Annotated in this window: 17 protein-coding genes and 1 pseudogene; 9 read left to right on the top strand and 9 right to left on the bottom strand. The window is 49.6% G+C overall.

What is annotated here, in order from left to right; translation table 11 throughout:
- Positions 1-337 precede the first annotated feature (337 nt).
- Entirely contained in the window at positions 338-1,888 is a 1,551-nt protein-coding gene (gene guaA, locus ACG2E4_RS08155; RefSeq protein WP_395276233.1) for a glutamine-hydrolyzing GMP synthase, read from the top strand.
- A 135-nt stretch (positions 1,889-2,023) separates the two neighbouring features.
- The gene (locus ACG2E4_RS08150; protein ID WP_395276232.1) at positions 2,024-3,757 is read left to right on the top strand and encodes an ABC transporter substrate-binding protein; all 1,734 of its coding nucleotides are present in this window, start codon (positions 2,024-2,026) and stop codon (positions 3,755-3,757) included.
- A 242-nt stretch (positions 3,758-3,999) separates the two neighbouring features.
- Here the strand turns inward: ACG2E4_RS08150 and mltG are convergent, their stop codons facing one another.
- From mltG to ACG2E4_RS08130, 4 genes are all read right to left on the bottom strand, one after another.
- Positions 4,000-5,085 carry an endolytic transglycosylase MltG gene (gene mltG, locus ACG2E4_RS08145; RefSeq protein ID WP_395259798.1) on the bottom strand — a complete coding sequence of 362 codons (1,086 nt, stop codon included), beginning with the start codon at positions 5,083-5,085 and terminating at the stop codon, positions 4,000-4,002.
- A 483-nt stretch (positions 5,086-5,568) separates the two neighbouring features.
- The gene (locus ACG2E4_RS08140; protein ID WP_395276231.1) at positions 5,569-6,999 is read right to left on the bottom strand and encodes a hypothetical protein; all 1,431 of its coding nucleotides are present in this window, start codon (positions 6,997-6,999) and stop codon (positions 5,569-5,571) included.
- A 27-nt stretch (positions 7,000-7,026) separates the two neighbouring features.
- A complete protein-coding gene (locus ACG2E4_RS08135) occupies positions 7,027-9,123 on the bottom strand; it encodes a SpoIIE family protein phosphatase (RefSeq protein ID WP_395259800.1) in 2,097 nt (698 codons plus the stop codon).
- Positions 9,124-9,156: 33 nt separating this feature from the next.
- Positions 9,157-10,125 (bottom strand): DUF4097 family beta strand repeat-containing protein, encoded by a 969-nt coding sequence (locus tag ACG2E4_RS08130; protein WP_395276230.1) that lies wholly within the window; start codon positions 10,123-10,125, stop codon positions 9,157-9,159.
- Between the two features lie 314 nt (positions 10,126-10,439).
- Here ACG2E4_RS08130 and ACG2E4_RS08125 point away from each other — a divergent pair, with 314 nt between their 5' ends.
- From ACG2E4_RS08125 to ACG2E4_RS08100, 6 genes are all read left to right on the top strand, one after another.
- Positions 10,440-10,967: an RNA polymerase sigma factor gene (locus ACG2E4_RS08125; protein WP_395259802.1), complete on the top strand. Its 528-nt coding sequence runs from the start codon at positions 10,440-10,442 to the stop codon at positions 10,965-10,967.
- 9 nt (positions 10,968-10,976) lie between these two features.
- Positions 10,977-12,269 carry an outer membrane beta-barrel protein gene (locus ACG2E4_RS08120; RefSeq protein ID WP_395276229.1) on the top strand — a complete coding sequence of 431 codons (1,293 nt, stop codon included), beginning with the start codon at positions 10,977-10,979 and terminating at the stop codon, positions 12,267-12,269.
- 72 nt (positions 12,270-12,341) lie between these two features.
- Positions 12,342-13,220: a hypothetical protein gene (locus ACG2E4_RS08115; RefSeq protein WP_395259804.1), complete on the top strand. Its 879-nt coding sequence runs from the start codon at positions 12,342-12,344 to the stop codon at positions 13,218-13,220.
- Positions 13,221-13,325: 105 nt separating this feature from the next.
- A complete protein-coding gene (locus tag ACG2E4_RS08110; RefSeq protein ID WP_395276228.1) occupies positions 13,326-13,865 on the top strand; it encodes a hypothetical protein in 540 nt (179 codons plus the stop codon).
- 210 nt (positions 13,866-14,075) lie between these two features.
- Complete coding sequence (locus ACG2E4_RS08105; RefSeq protein ID WP_395259806.1) at positions 14,076-14,630, top strand: YceI family protein; 555 nt, start codon at positions 14,076-14,078, stop codon at positions 14,628-14,630.
- 67 nt (positions 14,631-14,697) lie between these two features.
- On the top strand, positions 14,698-15,492 hold the full coding sequence (locus tag ACG2E4_RS08100; protein WP_395276227.1) for a DUF5777 family beta-barrel protein: 795 nt from the start codon (positions 14,698-14,700) through the stop codon (positions 15,490-15,492).
- Between the two features lie 89 nt (positions 15,493-15,581).
- On the opposite strand, the gene ACG2E4_RS08095 is transcribed toward ACG2E4_RS08100, so the two are convergent.
- The 5 genes from ACG2E4_RS08095 to ACG2E4_RS08075 form a co-directional block, all read right to left on the bottom strand.
- The gene (locus tag ACG2E4_RS08095) at positions 15,582-15,926 is read right to left on the bottom strand and encodes a TM2 domain-containing protein (RefSeq protein WP_395259808.1); all 345 of its coding nucleotides are present in this window, start codon (positions 15,924-15,926) and stop codon (positions 15,582-15,584) included.
- A 3-nt stretch (positions 15,927-15,929) separates the two neighbouring features.
- Positions 15,930-16,241 carry a DUF2752 domain-containing protein gene (locus tag ACG2E4_RS08090; RefSeq protein ID WP_395259809.1) on the bottom strand — a complete coding sequence of 104 codons (312 nt, stop codon included), beginning with the start codon at positions 16,239-16,241 and terminating at the stop codon, positions 15,930-15,932.
- 411 nt (positions 16,242-16,652) lie between these two features.
- The gene (locus tag ACG2E4_RS08085; RefSeq protein ID WP_395276226.1) at positions 16,653-18,197 is read right to left on the bottom strand and encodes an HD-GYP domain-containing protein; all 1,545 of its coding nucleotides are present in this window, start codon (positions 18,195-18,197) and stop codon (positions 16,653-16,655) included.
- A 347-nt stretch (positions 18,198-18,544) separates the two neighbouring features.
- A complete protein-coding gene (locus ACG2E4_RS08080) occupies positions 18,545-19,474 on the bottom strand; it encodes a PleD family two-component system response regulator (protein WP_395259811.1) in 930 nt (309 codons plus the stop codon).
- Positions 19,475-19,501: 27 nt separating this feature from the next.
- Positions 19,502-20,650 carry a response regulator gene (locus tag ACG2E4_RS08075; protein WP_395276225.1) on the bottom strand — a complete coding sequence of 383 codons (1,149 nt, stop codon included), beginning with the start codon at positions 20,648-20,650 and terminating at the stop codon, positions 19,502-19,504.
- Between the two features lie 281 nt (positions 20,651-20,931).
- Between ACG2E4_RS08075 and ACG2E4_RS08070 the strand changes: the two are divergent.
- A pseudogene (locus ACG2E4_RS08070) lies at positions 20,932-21,278 on the top strand (hypothetical protein); the annotation flags it as partial.

Raw genomic sequence — 21,278 nt, 5'->3', positions numbered from 1 at the left:
CCAAACCTGATGCCTGGTTGGAAGGTGGTTGTACACCGACCTTCTATAGCACATAAAGCGGGAGTACGACTCCCTCCGAACGGTGATTCGAATGCTTTGCAAAGTCCTGTTGGTAATCATTTGTAAACCCGCTATTGGTTCGTTGGAATTTTTAAAGCGAAAAAGAACACTCTAGGCATTTAACACCGGGCTCCGTAGAATGCACATTCGGCCACAATGTTTTATCATTATCGTGGTCGTCTTTGAAGTGGTAGAAACTGAAAAAGCAACCCGGCAAACAGAGTCCAATCCAACAACATAACCGGTAACAACTAACGAACATACCGAATACCCACCGATGCACCATAGACCTGAAGAATGGATTTTAATTCTTGATTTTGGATCGCAGTACACCCAGCTTATCGCCCGTCGCCTGCGAGAGCTGAACGTATACTGCGAAATCCATCCCTGTAATGCGGATCTCACCCTGTTTGACGAATCCGTGCCTTCCGGCATCGTCCTTTCCGGCGGGCCGATGAGTGTGAATGATGAGAATGCCCCTCCCCTTAATACACATATTTACGAATGGGAGGTTCCGATTCTCGGGATCTGTTATGGTCTGCAGATCCTGGCCCACAATGAGATCCCCGGCAGCGTAGAACAGGCGGACCGCAGGGAGTTTGGACGTTCTGAGCTTATCGTGGATGATGACACTGACCTGCTCAAAGAGATCCCGGAAGAGTCGATCGTGTGGATGAGTCACGGCGACCATATCATAAAACTGCCGGATGCCTACGAAATTATCGCCCATACCGACAACGCCAGGGTGGCGGCCGTTCGGCACACCCGTAAACCGATTTACGGAGTCCAGTTTCACCCGGAGGTCGTACACACGGTTTACGGGAAGAAAATTCTAAAGAATTTTTCCTTTGAAATCTGCCAGCTGCATGGAAGCTGGACTGCCGAATCGTTTATCGAGGCGACCATTCGTGAAATCCGGGAACAGGTGGGTGACGCTCGGGTCTTGTGTGGACTCTCGGGCGGGGTAGACTCGACCGTAGTCGCAACGCTCGTTCACAAAGCCATCGGTGATCAACTGCAGTGTATTTTTGTCGATAACGGGCTCCTTCGCAAGAACGAGTTCCAGGATGTGCTCGATATTTATGAAGACAAGCTCCATCTCCCGGTTAAGGGGATCGACGCCTCTGATAAATTCCTTGATCGACTGGAAGGAGTTTTCGACCCGGAAAAAAAACGGAAAATCATCGGCAACACCTTTATTGAGGTCTTTGACGATGCGATCAGCGACGACAATTCATTCAAGTTCCTGGCCCAGGGTACGCTCTATCCCGATGTAATTGAGAGCGTCTCATTCAAGGGACCATCAGCCACGATCAAGTCGCACCACAACGTGGGCGGGCTCCCGGAAGAGATGAACCTTGACCTGGTGGAACCGGTACGGGAGCTTTTTAAGGACGAAGTTCGAAATGTGGGGCGTAAACTTGGAATCCCGGATCATTTTATCAAGCGCCACCCGTTCCCGGGTCCCGGCCTGGGAATCCGCATCATCTCGGATGTGACCAGGGACAAGCTGGACCTGCTCCGCGAGGCGGATGATATCTTCATCAGTGAACTGCGAAAACACGATCTGTATGACGAGGTTTGGCAGGCGCTGGCGGTACTTTTACCGGTACAAAGTGTCGGTGTCATGGGGGATGAACGGACTTATGAATTTACGATCGCCCTGCGTGCGGTTACCAGCGTTGACGGGATGACCGCAGACTGGGCCAAGCTGCCGCACCCGTTCCTGGCCCATGTCTCCAACCGGATTATTAATGAAGTGCGTGGCATCAATCGCGTGGTCTACGATGTGAGCTCGAAGCCCCCATCAACTATTGAGTGGGAATAATAAAGAACATTTGGACATGGTTACTGTATAAGAAGCAGAACAAGCGCCTAACATTAATTTATAATACCGACGTCCGTGAATTTTCTTACCCGTTTAAATAATTTTTTTGTTCTCATTTCAACGATATTTTTTCTGTTGCTAGGCAGCAATACTCCCCTGTTTGCCCAGACATTTGAAGATGCGCTGGATCTGTATGAAAATGAGCAGTATGAAAAGGCGGTATCAGCTTTCCAAAACCTGAACTCACCGGAAGGAATTCTCTTTACCGGGAAAAGTTATTACAGCCTCGGGGAGTACCTGAAGGCCAAGTCAATGCTAAACAGTCTTCCAGACAACGCGTCGAACCAGGTTGTCAATGAAGCGCGTTTCACGTTGGCCCTGGTCGAGTTTCAACTCAGCCAGTTTGGGCTGGCCCTGAACAGGCTCTACCGGCTGAAAGAGATCACCCCGCGAACGTCACTCGTCAACCAGTCAAGATCCCTTTACAATGATATCCTGGATTACCTGACGCTGGCACAGCGCCGGCAGGCCTTTCAATCGGTACGTTTCCCGGAGATACAATCAGATCTGATCAGGTCGGCCTTTGGCAAGGTAGATTATAAAACTGCAAGAATGCTGCTTGATGAGCTCAAACGTTCCGCTTCCCCCTCCGGAGAGATCTCATTTGAACCCCTGGAACAGATGCTTTCCGATTCTCTGAACTACACGTACCGCGACTCATATGCCCGCCGTCTTTCGGCCCCGCGGGGAATGGTGTATGATATCGGGGCCACCTTGCCCCGCTCCATTGCCGGTTCGCCGGAATTTAGCGCCTCACAAGGTCTTTACCAGGGATATCTCCTGGCAGCCGAAGAGTTTAACCAGCGGAATGCCGATAAGAAAGCGTTTATCCGGTATCAAAATACCGGGGCCGATATGGATTCTGCCGGCTACGCCATGAACCGTTTGGCCTGGAGTTCCAATGTGGATCTGGTACTGGGGCCCCTCTACTCTGAACCTGCCGTGCAGGTCGCGGCGCTGGCGGAGCAATACCACATACCGGTAATGGCTCCCCTGGCCAATGCGGACAGCCTAAATATCGACAATCCCTACGTTTTCCAGGCCAATCCCACCTTTTCAATTCACGGAAAAAGAATGGCTCGGTATGCAGTCAACAACCTGAATATGGATACCCTCGCCGTGTTTGCTGAACGCAACTCGCTCGGGGCCGCCTCAGCTTATGCCTTCCGAACAGAAGCAGAGCGGCTGGGTGCCCACATTGAACATTTCATGATCGAAGACCTGGAGGAGCGCGGCTATGATATCAGCGATTTTACCGTACGGTTTGCGCCCGATACTGTTCAAGCCTCAAGCGCCGGTTTTAATAAAACGGCCAGTACACCCAGCGGCAGATTACACCAGCCACTTGACGGGATTTATGCCCCGTTTACCGGTCAGGCGGCTCCCACACTTATTGAGCTTCTAATGGTGGATCTTCAGGTAATGAACAGCCGGCTCACCGTACTCGGATCCCAGGAATGGGGTGCAACCGAGATTCCTGAAGAGCATCTGCAAAACCGTTCAATCTATTTTTCAGAAAGTTTTCATATCGATTCGCAAAATGAACGGGTCCGGCAGTTCCGTGAAGATTTTAGCCAGCGTTTTGGCACGGAAGCCTCACGATATGCCCTCATTGGGTATGACTCTGCCGATTTTATACTGCGTACATTGGAACGGGTGGGAAATCCGGCTCTTCTGAAGGAGGCAATAAAAACAGAACCTCTCTACGAAGGATTGATCAGTAATATCCATTTCGAAGGTACCCACGTTAACCAGGAAGTGAAAATATTTACTATCACTCCGCAAGGAATACAGCCCGTAGCCAATTAGCCTGGATTTTTCACCAAGAAATTTGTTCTTCAGCAAGGCAAAGGGAAAATGGCCGCGCAGACGTACCGTTGTACGTTAAGCCGGTGATGTTCCCTTTAACACAGCTGAAGGGTAAATCTCCCAGCGCTTTACCCCCTGCCAATTAAAGAGTCGGTAAGGCAAGCTACAATAGAAGCTGCCAGGACTTTAACCGACATTTTAGTCTTGACATGAACAATAATGTGGTAATTTTAGACTGTAAACTACCGCACATCGCTGGTTTGCTGTTGCTGTCGCTCTCGTTCGCGTTTGATGCGGTATTGCTCGCGGAGCCACTCTCTCCACTTTTCGCTTTTTTCTTTGTGTTCCTCGAACGTTTCTGAAAACAGGTGATACCCTTCGGGAGTAGCAACCATATACAAATAATCGTGATCAGCCGGATACAGGGCCGCTTCAATAGAGTGCAGGCTTGGATTGGTTATGGGGCCGGGAGGCAATCCCCGATACAGGTAGGTGTTATATGGGTGATCGGTTTTGTAATCCTCGTAGAGCAATCTGCGGCGCTCTCCAACCGCGTAGTTTACGGTGGGATCGGCCTGCAGCCGCATGCCCTGTTCCAGTCGATTCCAATACAGCCCGCTAACTTCGGGTTTTTCTTCTCTGTGTCGCACCTCCCACTCAATGATTGAGGCAAGCGTAATGATCTCGTCCATGGTTTTGTCGAGCTCATCCAGTCGCCCGCTGTATTTATCCGCAACCAGCGACTCAAATTCACTAAATATACGCCTGACCACGGTTTCCGGCGGGGTATTCCAGTACATCGAATAGGTCTCAGGGAGCATTCTCCCGATCCAGGTATCTGGAGTCACTCCATGCCCGGCTAAAAAGCTGCTGTCTTCCAGGGTCGCCGCCAGTTGTGTCGAATCAAAGGTGAAATGGGAAGAGAGGCTGGAAATGAGCCTGTCTTTGTCCAAACCGGGTACAATCGTAATTTCAACTGGATCCTGGATGCCACGGGACATCCTCGAGAGAAGCACGTCGTAAGAATAGCCGCCATCAATAAGGTAATGCCCGGTGTTAAAGTTATTCCACCCCAACAGACGTCCCGCCCAAACCATCTCCTCTTTGCTGCGAACCACACCCGAGTCGGCCAGCATCTGGCTCAGAGTCTGCAAATCGGTCTTCTCATGGAGGTAGATATGCACCGGCCTGTCCGATTCAATAGCGCTGGTATCAGACAGGCGGGATAAGCGCGACCCCACTATCGCAACAAGACAAAGACCAAATACTATCGCAGCGGTAAGAAGCTCTGCGGCAGTGACCGGTATGACTTTTTTGATATTTGTCAATGAATGAGATTATTATGGGTTCCTGGTGCCGGATCTGGCATAATCTACTGCAAACCATCCAAACTGGGCTGATTCTCGTTACAATTCCCTCCGACCAACTTCCAGCGAGGATGCCATGTGCTTGAGAAATGACAAATGGGGTAATTTGCCAGTAGCAATATATCGGTTTTTGAACTAAAAAAGTAATGGAGCTCTTCTACTGAAAACGGATACTGTTTGTTGACTGTGCCCTGGTTTCTGCTGTATTCCTCAAGCTGGGGCAGAACTAAATCGCAGGAGAAGTGCAACTTTCGCTCTTCGATCTCGTACTTTTCGAATGAGAATTGAATTTACTATTTGGATGCTTCACAAAGCACCAAATGCCCTAAAGAAAAGCTTCCCTCCTTGACCGGTGGGAAGCTTTTTATATTGAACGCAGAAAGTACACTTTGTGGGGCGGACATTACTAGTAAATTGCACGGGACCAGAATGACGATTCTCTCATTAGAACGTCGGGTTAAACCTGATCCAAAAGACAGGCGCGCGCGACGTCTCGTTCAGGTCCCAAGCCAGCTCGCAGCGGATGAGGCTGGATCCCACCCCGATTCCGCCGTTGTGCTTCAGATCTCCGAAATCAAATTGATCAAAACCGGTAAACGGATTTGGGGAGGAGGCTAAATCCTCACTGTAATTTGTCCATCCGGAATCCAGGAACAGACTGATATAAAAGTCGTCGGCGTCAACCCAGTTTTCCGGGTTAAACGAGGGAGAGCCAAACTGAATTTCTGCATTGCTCAGCATCATTTGATTGGCATGATGGTTTATGTTGGGCAGGCTGCCTCCCAGCGATTTATACGGCAGTGCGCGCAGCGTACCCACGCCCCCGAGCTGAAATTCCTTGAAATTGGGAGCGTCTCCCGTAATGCTGCCGATCCTGAACCGGTACCTTAAGACGCCACCGGGTTCAAAGTTGATGAATGTCGTCAGCTCTCCGATATACTTGTTGTAAGCATAATCAGACCCGGAAATACCGGGATCAGCGATTTCAACCATCCCGGACAGGCTGAAAGTGAAGTGTTTTGAAAGGAGAAGTCGCTTGGGATTAAAGGAGGCTGCTATGGAGAGCGTACTGATATTCAGGGTGTCCCCCGGTTGATCACCAAGGTGTTCTACCGGGGGATTTACCCGGTAACGATCTCCCGACCCGAACAAGGCCCAGTTCGTTTGGCGCGTCAGGCTGCTGTACCTGGCATCGTTAAAAGAGAGGCCGCCTTCAAACAGGCGCTGCGAACGCACAATGAGATAGGTTCCATATCCTCTCTGCTTGTAGTAATCCAAAAAGTCATACCCCCCGATCATGGAGGTAAGGGTGGTCTCGGTAAGCCCCACCCGCCAGTGGTCATCGGTTGACATGGCATTATAATATTCTCCCCCAATCATCACATATTTTTTCCGGCCCAGCAGCTTTTCAAGTCCAATGGAATAATTCCATTCTTTTTGGCCAAAAGAATAACCGATAAGTCCGTGGGTCTGTACTGAGGGAATCCCCAAGAGCCAGTCATCGCCATACCACTGCATGCGTTCCTTTTCTATGCCCAAAAACAGCCCGCTGACGCGATTATAGTGGATCATCGGCAGGTTGGGATGCTGGCTGTACAGCATGTTTGAGTTATAGGGTCCCGCCTCCAGGAAATCATCATAATCGATCCCCTTTTCATGTAAATAGTGCAGGCGACGTTTTACTTCGGTATTGGCCGAATCCCTGTCGGAGTCTCTGGCCGAAGAGCTGGACTGCTGAAAAAACTCCTGGAGCGGTTTTGAAAAGAACGGGTCATTCTTAAACGGATCTTCACTTTCCTCATCCCCGGAGCTTTGGGAGAATACGCTCGCGGTAAAACACAATAGAAAAATCGGTATGGATAAGATAGTGCGCATCGTCATGGTATTCGTCTATTTTTGGCTTTACGTACCGCCCCTGTTGATGTTACGGTGCTGGGGCTGTTTTGCTTTCATCACTAAAATGGTCATGTCATCCTCCTGCGTGCTGCTGCCGGTCCACTGGTCGGCGAACCGCGTTATCTGCGAGAGGATATCGGAGGCGGAGGACCGGGCCGCTTCTCTGAATACGGCCTGAAGCCTCTCCAGTCCGAGCAGTTCTCGCTCCTCGTTGAACAGTTCCATAAGCCCGTCACTCATCAACAGCAGGGTATCGCCGTGAGAGAGAGACAGTTCCCTTTCACGATAGGGATAATCCAGCTTGCTCCCCAGGGGCATCCCCTTCAATATGACCTGGTCCACCCGGTCTTCTTTCCGGTGATAGAGTAACACCGGGGGCATCCCGGCTGAGGCGATTTTCACGTTATGGAGATCACATTTCAACAGCAGCAGCCCCATGTACAGAAGTTTGAGATCCATATTTTTTATACCCGACGACATCCGCCGGATAATTCCCAGGTTGTCATACTCGTCAGCCAGGGTATGAAAGTAGCTTTTTGCTGTTGCCACCATGATGCCCGCCTTCATGCCATGGCCGGTGGCGTCGCCCAGCGCCACCGTCATGGTCCCGTTTTTGGAGAGACTGAAATCATAATAGTCTCCACCCACCTCCTGGGCTGTTTCCATAAATACGGCGATATCCCAGTAGTCAGATTTGGGCAGTTGTTTTGGCAGCATGGAGAGCTGAAGGGCCCGCGCCTCTTCCAGCTCTTTGGTCTTCCGCTCATTTTCGGCGGCCAGCAGTTTTCGTTCCAGTTCCTTCTGCTTGCTGATGCGTTCCTGCTCCAGGGCCCGCTCGGAGAGCTCCTTCACCTCCACAAGCTTGTGCTCAAGTCGCTTTTGGGTATGAGCAAAATCACGGGAGAGATATACCGACATCGAGAAAATGAGGGCGATAGATCCCGCCAGGTTACCATTGAAACTGCCGTGGGGTATCATTTCCATGTTTGCCAAAATGGTATAAAAAATACCCAAAACGAACAGTACCAGGCCGGTTCCGATAATCCAGACCCCTTCCCTGTTTTGATTAAACGAGAGGATGAGGACCCGCAAAATTTCAAGAATAGAAACAAGCAGAAACAGCTCTCGATAAAGTGTAGAGCCATCGGCATTAAACCACGTTCCCACTGCCACTGATACTCCCGCTGCCGCAAAAATCCAAAACTGAATCGGGGCCTTCTCGTGATACAGGCTGTAGGTAAAACGCAATGCACTGATAATGCTCAAGATCCAGGCAATCATGCTAAATCGATAAAAAGAGATGGCCAGCATCGGAGAATCGGAGAACGCGGTCTGAAGCTCGGAGTAACTGATAATGGTGAATAAACCGGTAAACAGTGCAAAATAGAGATTTCTTTTTTCTGCTGGATAAAACAGGAACAGCAGGAAGTGGATAATCGTAAATGCCAGCAGGCTGCCTCCAAAAAACATCAGATTCAGGGGAGTGGTTTCCACCTCCTCAAGCTGACTGTTGATATGGTAGTTCAGGTCGCCTAACAGGAACCGGAATCCTGCGGTAAAGCCGTACTCATTGAATTGGGCAGCGTTATGATTGGCGTACCGAACCGCCAGCATGTGCTCGGTCGTATCCGCGAACCGGATTGGCCGCGGGCTGGTGTCGCGGTGTGGAACAAAATCTTCTTCAAATACCGATACCTCTCCCAGACTGTACAACAGCTCGCCGTCAAGGAAAATCTGTGATGCCCCGTTGTGCTGCTCAATTAGCAGGGCCAGCGGGTAGTCTACAAGCGTTGAGTCCACTTTAAGGTGCAGACGAAACCAGCCGATGCCCTTCCACTCAATAAACGGAAGCTCAGACGGCCCCAGATAGGTACTTACGTTCAGCCAATCGGAATCGTCGAAGCCGGGCTCGGCCCAGCGCATGTCGTCACCGGCACTGAATTTCCAGGAATCACTGATGTAAATAGTGCGGTCCTCCGCCGACAGGTCTGACCGTGAAAAAGAGGCGATACCCTCCGCCTCCGAAACTTGCAATGCGCGGCCCGATGCCGGTAGTGCAACCAGCACAGTGATCAGCACAGCTGCAATATTCCATTTATCCATAAAAACTGTTGTAAACAGGATATTCACCAGTTTCTAGTTCATAGTTATAGTTACATTTCCCGATGAGGTTTGAAGTCGCACCGGGATACTTCCCCCATTCAATCTCCCCTCGAGCAAGCGGCTGCTTTGGGTGCCGCTGAAATTTTCAAGGCTTTGGGAATCGATATATGAGCCCGAAGCGAATATGTCCAGTCCTGCCCCCACGGGCAGCTCAACCGTGATATTGCCCGCCGAAGTCTCAATACTTATGCCCTGCCCCACGTCAGCGAAATGGCTCCTGATATTACCTGCTCCCGCCCTGGCAATAAACGAGCCGGTTATCTGCTGCGAAGTGATGTCGCCCCCTCCTGTTCGTAATCGCAACTCACCCTCGGAATGACGCGCGTTTATCTGACCGCCTTCTGTTTGTGCAAAAATGGTACCCTTGCAATAGCTTATCCCGATGTCTCCCCCGGTGGTATATGCCCCGACTTTGCCCGTCAAACGGTGCAGCCGGATGTTTCCTCCACTGGTTTTGGCAAGCTGATCCCCCTTCACTCCACTCAGGCTTATGTTGCCCCCTCTTGTTTGCAGCTCGGTCGACATGCGTTCCGGGACATATACCTTGAAGTTGAAATTTACTGCATCACCAAACAGCCGTCCGCTTCTCTTTTTCTCCTCTACCGAAGCAATGATCTCGTTACCCCGTTTCAGCACATTGATCCGGTAGTTATCCAGGTTTCGGCTGCCCGACCACAGCGCGAATCCCCGTTCTACATACAGTTCAACCCGCACCTCATTGGAATCGACCACCTTCTCGACATCAATATTGCCCGCCAGCGTCGAGGTTTTGAGTACCCCCGGGCCATCCAGCGTAAACTCGCGGACGAGGTAAGGATTCTGTTTGCCATCATCAGGAGAGCCGGCCAGGAGATGCAACGGTATCCCCCAACAGAGAAGAAACAGCAAGCTGAAGCCTCTGAACCATATACCCTGCCCGTGTAATACGTTTCGGTTTAGCAATGTCTGTAAAATTTAACTGATGGTATTAATCACTGAGAATTTACGTCAAGTTGCCCCTGATAGTTACATGGGAATATTCCATGAATCTGTCGTTATTTGCCCATCTTGTTTAGAAGACGACCTAAACAATTGTTTATACTATACATTGGGATACAAGTTGTCTCCACCACTCGTACCATCAAGCAGGGATAAGTCTTTTGAAAAATTTGATCCCCTGAGGCAACCCTTTCCCCGTTAAAGTTGTATGGACTAGTAGAAAGCGGGAGCTTGAAAGGGAAGTTGAAGATAACCGGATAGTTGAAAAGAAGGAACCCTTGGTTAAAGAACTCATAAAAGGATGCCGTAAACAAAAGCGCGAAAGCCAGCGTGAACTATATAAAACGTTCTATGCCTACGGCATGAGTATCACGCTTCGGTATGCCGACTCCCGGAATCAGGCGGCGGGTATCCTGAATGACGCTTTTATGAAAGTGTTCACCAATATCAAAAAATTTGACATGGATCGACCGTTTAAACCGTGGTTGCGGCAGGTGATCGTAAATACCGCAATAAACCACTATCGAAAACATGATGAAACCGAGAACTGGGATACCCTCGACCCCGCAACTGAAGCTGTGAGCAGAGAAGAGACCATTACCAGTGGTATTTCTTACCAGGAAATTATCGACCTGGTGCAGCAGCTCTCTCCCGCCTACCGCACGGTTTTCAATCTCTATGTGATTGAAGGATTCAAACACAGGGAAATCGCAGAGATGCTGGATATATCGGTGGGTACATCGAAGTCCAACTTGTCAAAGGCAAAACAGAATTTGAAATCCATGCTGGAGAAAAACCTAATTTAAATATTTTCCATGCCCGATAAGAAGAATCATAACGATCCTATTGAAGAACTCTTCCGCAAGAAGGCTGAAGAGTATGAGATCGAGTTCCGGGAAGGGGACTGGCGAAAACTGGAGGATCAGCTCGACAAGGTCGAAGCCCGGCAGGCCCGAAACCGCAGGTGGCGCTGGATTGCAGCGGCAAGTATTCTGCTCATTTCCTTGCTGGGCTACTTTACCTACGAAAACTACCAGGCGATCAGCCAGATTAACAAGCAGCTGAGCGAGCAGGCCCCGGCCCGGCAAGAGGCACCTGTTGACCGCCGGCCGGAAGAAATGGCTGACGAACCCTCTCAGGAACCGCCCGCAGCAGGATCAGAATTGAGTTCAGGGGAAGGCTCCGGGCAGGCCGCCTCTCCCCGGGAAGTCCCCAACGGGGCAACAGATGCCGGTGGTCCCGGGACTCCGGCTGTAGAACAAACGGACCAGGAGACGACCCGGCCTCATCATTTTGCCATTAGTGAAGAGATGGGCCGTGACCTGTTTATACCCCGGTACCGCTGTCCCGACTGCAGGATCTTCGGTCGATTACAACAGCTAATGGAACCGGCCCCATTTCTGCTGGCTGAGTCCAGCGCACTCCCGCCTGTTGTCCAGAGAGACCCACAAGAGAAGACGGAATCTCATTTAACGGGCCGTCCTCCGGTGGGTGCCGATAACGTCTCAGCCCGATCCTCTTCGCCCCTGTCTGTAGGTTTTGTTGCGGGGCCTGACCTGAGTACGGTCGGGGGATTTTCCAATTTTTCTGATCCCGGTTACAAGATCGGGCTCGCCGTGGAATACCGGCTTGCCCCACGCTTGTCGATCAACAGCGGCATTGGCCAGGCCAACGTACAATATACCGCCCGTGGCCGGGAGTACAAGCCGCCCTACGGATATTGGTCGAACGGTATCGTTGCGGACCAGACAGTGGCCGAATGTGCCATCCTGGAAATACCGGTTAATCTGAAATACGATCTTCTTCAATTTGAAAAATCCCGCGTGTACACGTCAGCCGGCGTCGCCTCCTATATCATGCTCAACGAGGAGTACCGATTCAACTACGAGCGGGATGACACCGGGCTCGTACAAAGCTGGAAGGGTAAAACCGGCAGTCGCCACTGGCTGAGCAATATTACGCTTTCTGCGGGATATGAACTGGATATGCCCGGAAACTGGAGCGTGCGTGCCGAACCTTTTGTAAAACTTCCCCTGAAGGAGGTGGGATGGGGAAACGTCAAGCTGTATTCGGTAGGAACCTCAATTTCACTTAATCTCAACCTGTAGCAACCAGACTGTTACAGCAGAACTGCTGGTAAACATCACAAATAAGAAGTCTCAATAACAAGGAACAACACCATGACTTATTCACTCAGTATATACCCTTACAGAGCAAAATCATTGCTGGCAGTTGTCGTAGCCGCTATTCTTACAACCGGTTGCAACCTCGGGGGGAGTAATGATGACGATCCCCAGGAGCAGCAGACCGTCATTACCACGTCCACCACGGAAGCACACGGCACGGTAATCTCCGATGATATGGGGAATGTGCTCTACCTGTTTACGCGCGATGTCAAAGGTGAAAGCAACTGCAGCGAAGACTGCCTTCAAAACTGGCCAGTTGTGGCCGCGGACCTGCTGAACTCGGGCACGGGACTTAATCCCGATGACTTCGACAATATTCAGCGATCGGACGGAAGCAGGCAAACAACGTTCAAAGGATGGCCGCTCTACTACTTTTCGGGAGACCAGCAGCCCGGGGAGGTCAACGGGGACGGGGTGAATGGAGTCTGGTATGTTGCCAAGCCCGACTATTCCCTTATGATTGCAGACGAACAGCTGGTTGGAGCAGATGGCAATAACTACCGAAGCGATTATACTGAAGGGGATGAAATTACCACCTTCTTTACCGATGCCAACGGTCGAACGCTGTACGCTTTTAACAATGATGAATTTAACACGAACAACTTTACCAATGAGGATTTCAGCAATGACAACGTCTGGCCGATTTTTTATGTGGATATCGAAGCCTTGCCCAGCGCAATGAATGAGGATGATTTTGACGTGATTGAGGTTCACGGGCAGGAGCAGCAGCTGACGTATAAAGGCTGGCCTCTCTACTATTTCGGGCAAGATGCCGCCCGCGGAGAAACCAAGGGAGTGAGCGTACCGCAGCCGGGCGTGTGGCCGATTGTAAACAGCGATACGGAACCGGCACCCGCCCCGTCATCGGAGTAATTGTACGGCATTTTATTGGATGCATTTCACAGGAATAAAGTTGTACCTGAATGATGCGACAAACGCGATCCAGGTGCAGGAAAAAAACTAGACAAGGATACCGTTATGAAAAATCTTTCAACAGATCGTCCAGGATGGAGGCAACAACAGGCCGGGTGGTTTCTTACGCTAATATGTACCATCTCCCTGCTGCTGGCCGGGTGTGGCGACAGCAGTACCGGTGTTAACGGCGGTGGTAACGGCAACGGAAATGGAGGAAACGGAAATGGAAACGGGAGCAGCGAAATAGGAACAGAGCCCACATTTGACAATATCCAACAAATATTTGGCCAAAGTTGCGGGGACTCAAACTGCCATATCGGGGGGCAGCAGAGCGGCGTGCAGCTGGATAGTTATCAGAATGTCACCGGCAGCGAGGGCGACCAGTACGGGGAACTGGTTGTCCAGGCAAATGATGCCGCCGGCAGCCCGCTGGTGGATAAAATTGAACCCAATCCCGATCACGGTGTTCGCATGCCGCAAGGCGGCCCCTATCTCTCAGATGAACGCATCAATCAGATCAGGACCTGGATAAACAACGGTGCCAATAATGACCAGAGCGACAACGATGACAGTGATGACGGTAATGACGGAGGAAGTTACTAATGGATAAATAATAGGTCATCACTTGTGAACTAAATGAATGAATTTACTGTACAGGGGGCTTTGCTAAATCCTCGATTGCTTGTTCTGAGGGAGTTGTACTCCCGTTTAAAAGGTGAACAAGATCGTCATCTCCCAACAAAATAGCAGGTTCTGCAAAGATCCCTGTACATCATAATACTCAGAGTAACAATTACACCTTATCACCCTGTTATGAAACGGCTACTCACCTTGCTACTACCGGTCACCCTGTGCCTTTACATTCCGGATGCAGAGGCCCAGGTTTTCAAAACAGAAACAGGCCATGCCGAATTCCAGTCGGAGGTCCCCCTCCATACTTTCACCGGCACCTCCGATCACCTGGTGGGCTTGATCAACCTGGCCGATTCCACCGTTGATTTTTACATCGATATGAACACGTTTGAAACAGGCATCGGCAAGCGAGACAAGGATATGAGGCGAACCCTTGAGACCGACAAATATCCATTTGCAGAATTTTATGGCAAGCTGATATCCGGCTTCGATACGGCCTCAACTGCCCCTCAGGAAGTGACAGTTCGCGGGGAGTTCGGCATCCACGGGGTGACTCGAGATGTTGAAATTACCGGGACCCTTCAAAAAACCGTTAAGGGACTTCACGTGGCGGCCTCATGGACGCTCAATATTGAGGATTATAATATTGAGCCCCCGGGTATCCTCTTTTACAGGGTCGATGAAAACCAGGATATAAAAATTGAAGCAACATTAACCCCAAACGAACGCAATTGATATGGCTAAAAAAATAAATTTGTTACTTGTTTTTCTTCTCCTCTTATCAATCTCCGTTCAAGGGCAGATGAAACGGGAAAGAGCTGCCCAGACACTGCAGGGTCCGGTAGAAGAGACCTTCTGGGCACCGTCGTTAATTGGGCTGAGTACCGTTGAAACATTGGCGGCTCAGAATATCAATGTTACCATTATGCACAATTTTGGCTTGATCAATAATGAACCGTTCCACCATTTTTTGGGGATGGACTTCGGGGCTACGGTCCGCCTGGGGTTGGATTACGGGCTTACAAGCCGGTGGTCGGTTGGCGCAGGACGAACATCGCCTCATAAACAGTACGACTTCAGGTCAACATATCGACTTCTTGAACAAACAAAGACAGATGAGATCCCGGTGAGTATCGCCATAAAGGGAGATATCGGAATCGACACCAATAAAAACGGATACAAATTCTCTGATCGACTGAACTACTTTTCCTCCCTTATGGTAGCCCGAAAATTCAGTGACCAGTTCAGTCTCCAGGTTGCCCCGCTCTACACTCATTTTAACCGGGTATTTGCAGGCGAGGAAAAGGGACATTTCGCTATCGGGGTTGGTGCCGAGTATCATCTCTCTGATCGGTTGGCGATAATGGCAGAATATTTTCCCGTGCTGGGTAATCGCTCGGCGGGGACGACAGACGCCTTCGCCCTGGGACTGAATATCGAGACTGGCGGGCATGTCTTTCAGCTCTTCCTGAAGTCCTCAAACTGGCATACCGAACAGCATATTATTGCACAAAATAATGATGATTTTTGGGCCGGGGATATTCGTTTTGGATTCAATGTCAACCGGATATTCTGGACAGGAGAAAAAAGAGAATAAACCGTTCATACCTCTTTAAAAACAAGGGCTGACAATGCCGCTTCGCGTTGCCAGGAACGGGCTTAACAAATGATTAACGCGATGCGCTTTCAACTGACAAGTGAGGCCACCTCGGCGGCTATTTCACGATTGTATTCAAAGGCTAGGTTTTTATAATTGATCAAGTCCACAATGGTACCGATAACGCACAATCCCCCGGTGAGAAGGTACAGGATCCCCATCCCCACCTGCCCGATGATAAACCGGTGTATGCCCGCGGCCCCAAAAAATCCAATAACTGCCGTTAGCAAAATTGTCTGGGGATCCTTCCGCCGCGCACGGTAAACCGTGGTAAACCGTTCGGCGGTCTCATCATCCATCTTCTGCATGATTTTGGAGACGTATACCGCTTCATCCCCTTCAATTTCAGGTAGGTGATCTATCATCCTTGCCATAAGCTATACTTCCATTGAGTTAACTGGATTCGTTCCAAACATCAACTTTCTCCACAAGCAGCAGATTCTGCCGGCTAAAATCAGGACGGCCGCTGGTCCAAAAGGATGGGCCTGCAAAGCTGCCCTCCATTCTCCCCTGAAAAAATAGGCGATCGAATGCCCCAATCCCTGACCGGGACAAAACTTGAGGTTGGCCATTTCAAAAAAACAAAATGAGAATCCATCATCGGCATATGGATTCATCAGTCCCAACAGCACCAGGCCGGTCAGCAGGGCAACCCACTCAAAGTGATCTCTGAAAAAATGTTTATCCATACATGCCAAGTAATGTGGATTCCACCTTATTTCCAAATCTGTCCTCTTCGCTTGTTACAACAAAAAACGTTGGGAAACTTCACTATTGAGGCCTTTGTAATAGTTGCAGGTGACTGCTGGTGCCGTTCGAGGAATGATCTGAAATTACTCACCTTCATCTTGTTGCGAGAAGGCAACACTTGTAATCCCTCCTGTAATAAGCTAACAGCACAAGGCAGGCTCTCATCCCAAGATGATCTTGCTAATTTCATCCCCGGTTTTATTCAATGAAAAGCAGTTTTGAGCACACCTGCCCGCATATAAACGAGGGATACGTCCTCTATGGAGAGCACATTTAAATTTGCGAAAGAAGCAGGCTATCCAGAGGGGCGCCGTTCACCCGACATTCCCCATCCCTTTACACCTTAAAAGCTACTCCCTTTCATCAGATCCAAGATTGCAGCAGGCATCCCACCCCAGCGACCGAACCAGTTCCGTAGCCGTTGGGACCAGGAGCATATCAAATTGGTTTTCGGCCCGTTCGATAATTTTCCGGGCAAGAGTTTCGGTCCATTCCTCGCCGGTCCTTCTTTCATCCGACTGGTGGGCTTCGATAAACTCATTTACGAATTCAAGAAGTCCGATAATTTTACCGGTCCACGGAATCTCTTCTCCCTGCAAGCCGGCAGGTGTACCGGTACCATCGATCCACTCATGGTGGGTTTTGACCCCCTCCTTTACGTCTTCGTGCAGCGGGAGCGGATCGATGATTATCCCACCGATTAACGGGTGTTCAAGCTCGGTCTCCATAGTCATTTGTTGAGCCAGCTGCTCCGTAACGATGTACCCTATGTCATGCAGGCGGGCGGTGAGCTGCAGTTGCTGCTGCTCCTCCTCTTCCAACCCGAATAACGTCCCAAAATGTTTTGCAAGAGCCACCATCCTGGGGGTATGGTGACAGGTCTGCTCGCTTCGTTTTTCCACCGTCCGAAGCATGGTATAATAGGTTTCGAGCAGTTTGTTTGTGATTTCCAGCTTTTGGTGCCGATGGCCCAGCAGCTCCTCCAGCATGCCAAAGATCCGGGATTCGGTGCTTCGGTTCATTCCAGAGGGTCCCGAAAGTCCCAGGAAAAGGATCGCCCGCCTGTATTCGGTATGCAACTCCTTGAATACCGTTTCAGCTATGTGCAAATCAGCGGAAACCGGCGATTGGTTTTCATATTTGGCTTTAATTTCGTCCAGGGTGTCTCCGTCTGAAACGACAGACCGGAACCAGTGGCTTAGAGACGAATCAACGTTATATCTGGCCAGAAACTGGATCTCGTCACTTTTCAACTCCACGATTGCTCCCAGAGCTGCAGATTTAATATTGGCCAGGTAGGAAAGCATCAGCCCGGCCACCCGTTCAATATCTAGGGTTCCAAGTCCCTCCCGCCTTGTAAATTGACGTACCCCGGCACCGTACACCCTGTTTTCAGATGTCTGCCCGGCATCCCTTTCCACCATCCAGTTAGAAAGTATGCGTGCAACTATCGGGAGTTTTGCTTTTAAATGGTTTGGGCTTTTTACCTGGGGTCCAACGCAGTAAATGCCCCACGGGTTTTTGTTCTTGTACAGCGGAATATGCTCACAGTTGCCCACCGAATGGGATGAAATACCCGGGCTCAAGAACTGGTCATCCCACCGGATTTCATCCTCAATATGTTCCAGCTTCTCCTCAAATTTTTGTACCAGGGCTTCGTTCGGTTCCCGGTTCTGCTGCTCCAGGAGGCGCTCGATGTTTCCGTCAAGCGTATGGAATCTGGTGAGTTGGAGCGTATCTTCTCCGGTCTTCTTATATACGAAATGGACAGGGGCTCTGTAGATCAGGTCAACCCATCTCGCAATATCGGTAAACCGGGGAGGCTCTTTCCTTGAAAAATGTTCTGCGGCCAGCGACCAAAACTCAAGTTCCCTCTCTGTATCGAATTCTTCCATGACTGGTGAGTTGGATCTTTGTTGCAATACCGTCAGTAAATTATGCTTGATTTCTCTGATCATAGTGTTTGTATCTTATCCCCGGCGATGTAGTCTCTCTGTCTTTTCTGGTCGTTTACGGCTAATGCTATCCCGCAACTCAATAGTTATCAGTCTCTTAATTATAAATGCATAATGATAGCAATGCCAATAGAATAATCTAATAAAGAGAGATAGCCGGGACCAGCTGATCAACACCACAAGCAGCAGTAGTATGAATGCGATAATATTTCGGCTGTTCACCTTGGTTGTGTGACACATGGATATACATGGTAAACATTTGCACAGCAGTACGTTGCAAAATTTATCTATATATCTTTATAAAGCCTCCAGAAAATGGACCCTATCTGGGTGAGCAGCTTTGATATTACCTTGAACTCCTTCGTTGAAAACAGTTTGTTCCGTTTGAGAATAACGTAGGCAAACAGGTCGGTATCTTCAGGAATACTCATTTTATTCCTCAAAAGCTTGCGTTCGTCAATCGCAAACATCGGGATCCCGATTTCAGCCGGAAAATTGTGTTCTTTCGAAAAATCGGCCAGTACTCCCCTCTCCTCGTTAAACACGTGATTGGTCATATAGGGCTCTTTATCAGCCAGCAGCTGCTGGAACGTCTGCTCCTTTTTCAGCTCTGTACCCCCATAATCCGGCGGCAAGCTTTTTCCTGAAGAGGAGATCATATTTGGCTTTCCCCCGGAAATAGTCCAAAACGAGATCGAATCGATATTAAATATACGCTGGAACTGCTGGCACAATGTTCGGGCCGTGGATACGAAATCGCCTCCGATCGCTTCAGACATCAAGGCGGAAACCAGGCGCTTTTTATTGATCACCAGCTTGTTCGAAATATCCGGCAGATCGATATTGGTTACCAGCTTCATCCGGACCCGGTTCAGGACCTCCTCCTGTTGGTCGACAAACATTGGCTTTTCAATAAAGTCGGCCGCCCCCAGCTCCAGGGCCTTTTTCTCTTTATCAACCGTGGGCAAATTGGTGATCACCAGTACGGGAATCGCCCTTTTTTCAGCATCCTCCATCAGCGATTCCAGGAATTCAAGACCGCTGATCCCGGGCATGTGTATATCCGACATGATAAGATTCACCACCTTTTCAGACAGAATGTCGATTCCCTCTTGGGCATCCCTGGCGTGGATCAGGGTAAACTCCTCTCCCAGCAGGTTTTTGGCCATAATGTGCATCGGCTCATCATCATCGATTACTAGTATATTGTAATCCATTGAACAGCAATACTTTATATTATTTATCTAATTTATTTTAGGGAGGCGGATAATGAAGGTTGTACCCTCCCCTTCATCCGATTCAATCAACACTTTACCCCCGTGTAATTCCGTAAACTGTTGAATAATATCAAGCCCGATTCCCGATCCTGTCTCTCCCCTTGTGCCCAAACGAACGGTTTTTTGCCCGTTGTTGCCCAGCAGTTTTTTTATCTCTTCTTTTGGGATACCCATCCCTGTATCGGACACCAAAATTTCCACCTCATTTTCATCCCGCTTTTCCGAAAGTTCGATCGAGACTGTTCCCCCTTCGGGAGTAAACTTCAGGGCATTGGAGACCAGGTTTCCAACAACCTGGCTCATTTTTTGGCGATCCAGTTTCATATCCACCGGTTGCTCTGCATTTAGCTTGAATTTGATATTTTTGGTCAGTGCCGTGGGCTGATGCAGCTCCACCGCATCTTTGATCACCTGTTTCAAATTCACTTCTTCCGTTGCCAACTCGGAAATACTTTTTTTCGCCTTGTCCTTATTTAACATATCTACCACCAACTGCTGAATTTTTCTCCCGCTCTCTTCAATAGAGCTGTACATTTTCAGCTGATCCTCAGTTGAAAGGGCGCTGGCCGACTGCGAGAGTATCTGGGCCACCCCGATGATACCCGTTACCGGATTCCGAATGTCGTGGCTCAAAATTCGCATCAATTCATCTTTTCGATTGTTCAAGGCATTCAACCGCTGCTCGCGCACGCGTAGCTCGTCAATTTTTTCTTCCAGCTCGTCCTGCAGCTGCTTCAGCCTTACATGCAGTTCAATACGGGCCAATACCTCCTCGCGCTGAAACGGCTTGGTGATATAATCCACTCCTCCCACCTTGAATCCTTTCACTTTCGAATCGGTCTCGGAGAGCGCGCTCAAAAAAATGATGGGAACATCTTCGGTGGATTCCTGCGCTTTCATTTTTTTACAAACCTCATAGCCGTCCATACCGGGCATCACGATATCCAGGAGCATGATATCCGGCGGAGTCTGTTGAACAATCTGCAGCGCCTCCTTCCCGTTTGAGGCGTCGAGAATATTATACCCTTCCCGCTTTAAAACGTGTGATAATAGCCATACATTTTGCTCCGAGTCATCGACTATGAGAATGGTCGTATTCTCAGAATTTTCTGCCATTATTTTATGTTATACTGATTTGATTCGAAATATCTTGGATAGCCCAAATGTAACATACTAATGAGTGTTCTCAAATTGGGATATAGATATATTCGGTAGAAGCTATGACAAACCCGGGAATCACCGGTATAAACTGGCTTATAAATTCAAAACCGCAATTTATAAGCTGTCAGCTGATGATTTCGGGCACCTGAACACGTCATCAACGGGTCAAAGTACGGTTTGCAAAGCCGTTTCAGTATTTACCTTAACCAACAAACAGAGTTAGAATCATACAATCCATGTTGAATATCTTTTTTAGTCTCAGGCAGTCTTTGCGCTCATTTTTCCTGTACCTCGCATTGTTCCTCTGTAGCTGCGGAATATCAATCGCGCAGGATCAATCCCCGGCCCCGTCCGATACCCTGCGGGCCTCCCTCGAGGCCATCGAGGTGCGGGCGGCCCATTCGGCGATTAGTTCTGAACAGCCTCCCTTTTCGCTGAGCATGCTGACCAACTCCAGCCGACAGCTTACCCACAAGGCCCCGATTACTATGGACGACCTGTTCACCCAGGTGCCGGGCATATGGATCAATGACCGTGAAAACTACGCCCTGGGAGAACGGATTACTGTTCGGGGCGTAGGATG

The sequence above is a fragment of the Halalkalibaculum sp. DA384 genome (assembly GCF_043951955.1).
GTDB lineage: Bacteria > Bacteroidota > Rhodothermia > Balneolales > Balneolaceae > JAMQKA01.
The sequence above is the reverse complement of the archived record's forward strand: the minus strand, read 5'-3'. Positions and strand labels throughout refer to the sequence as shown.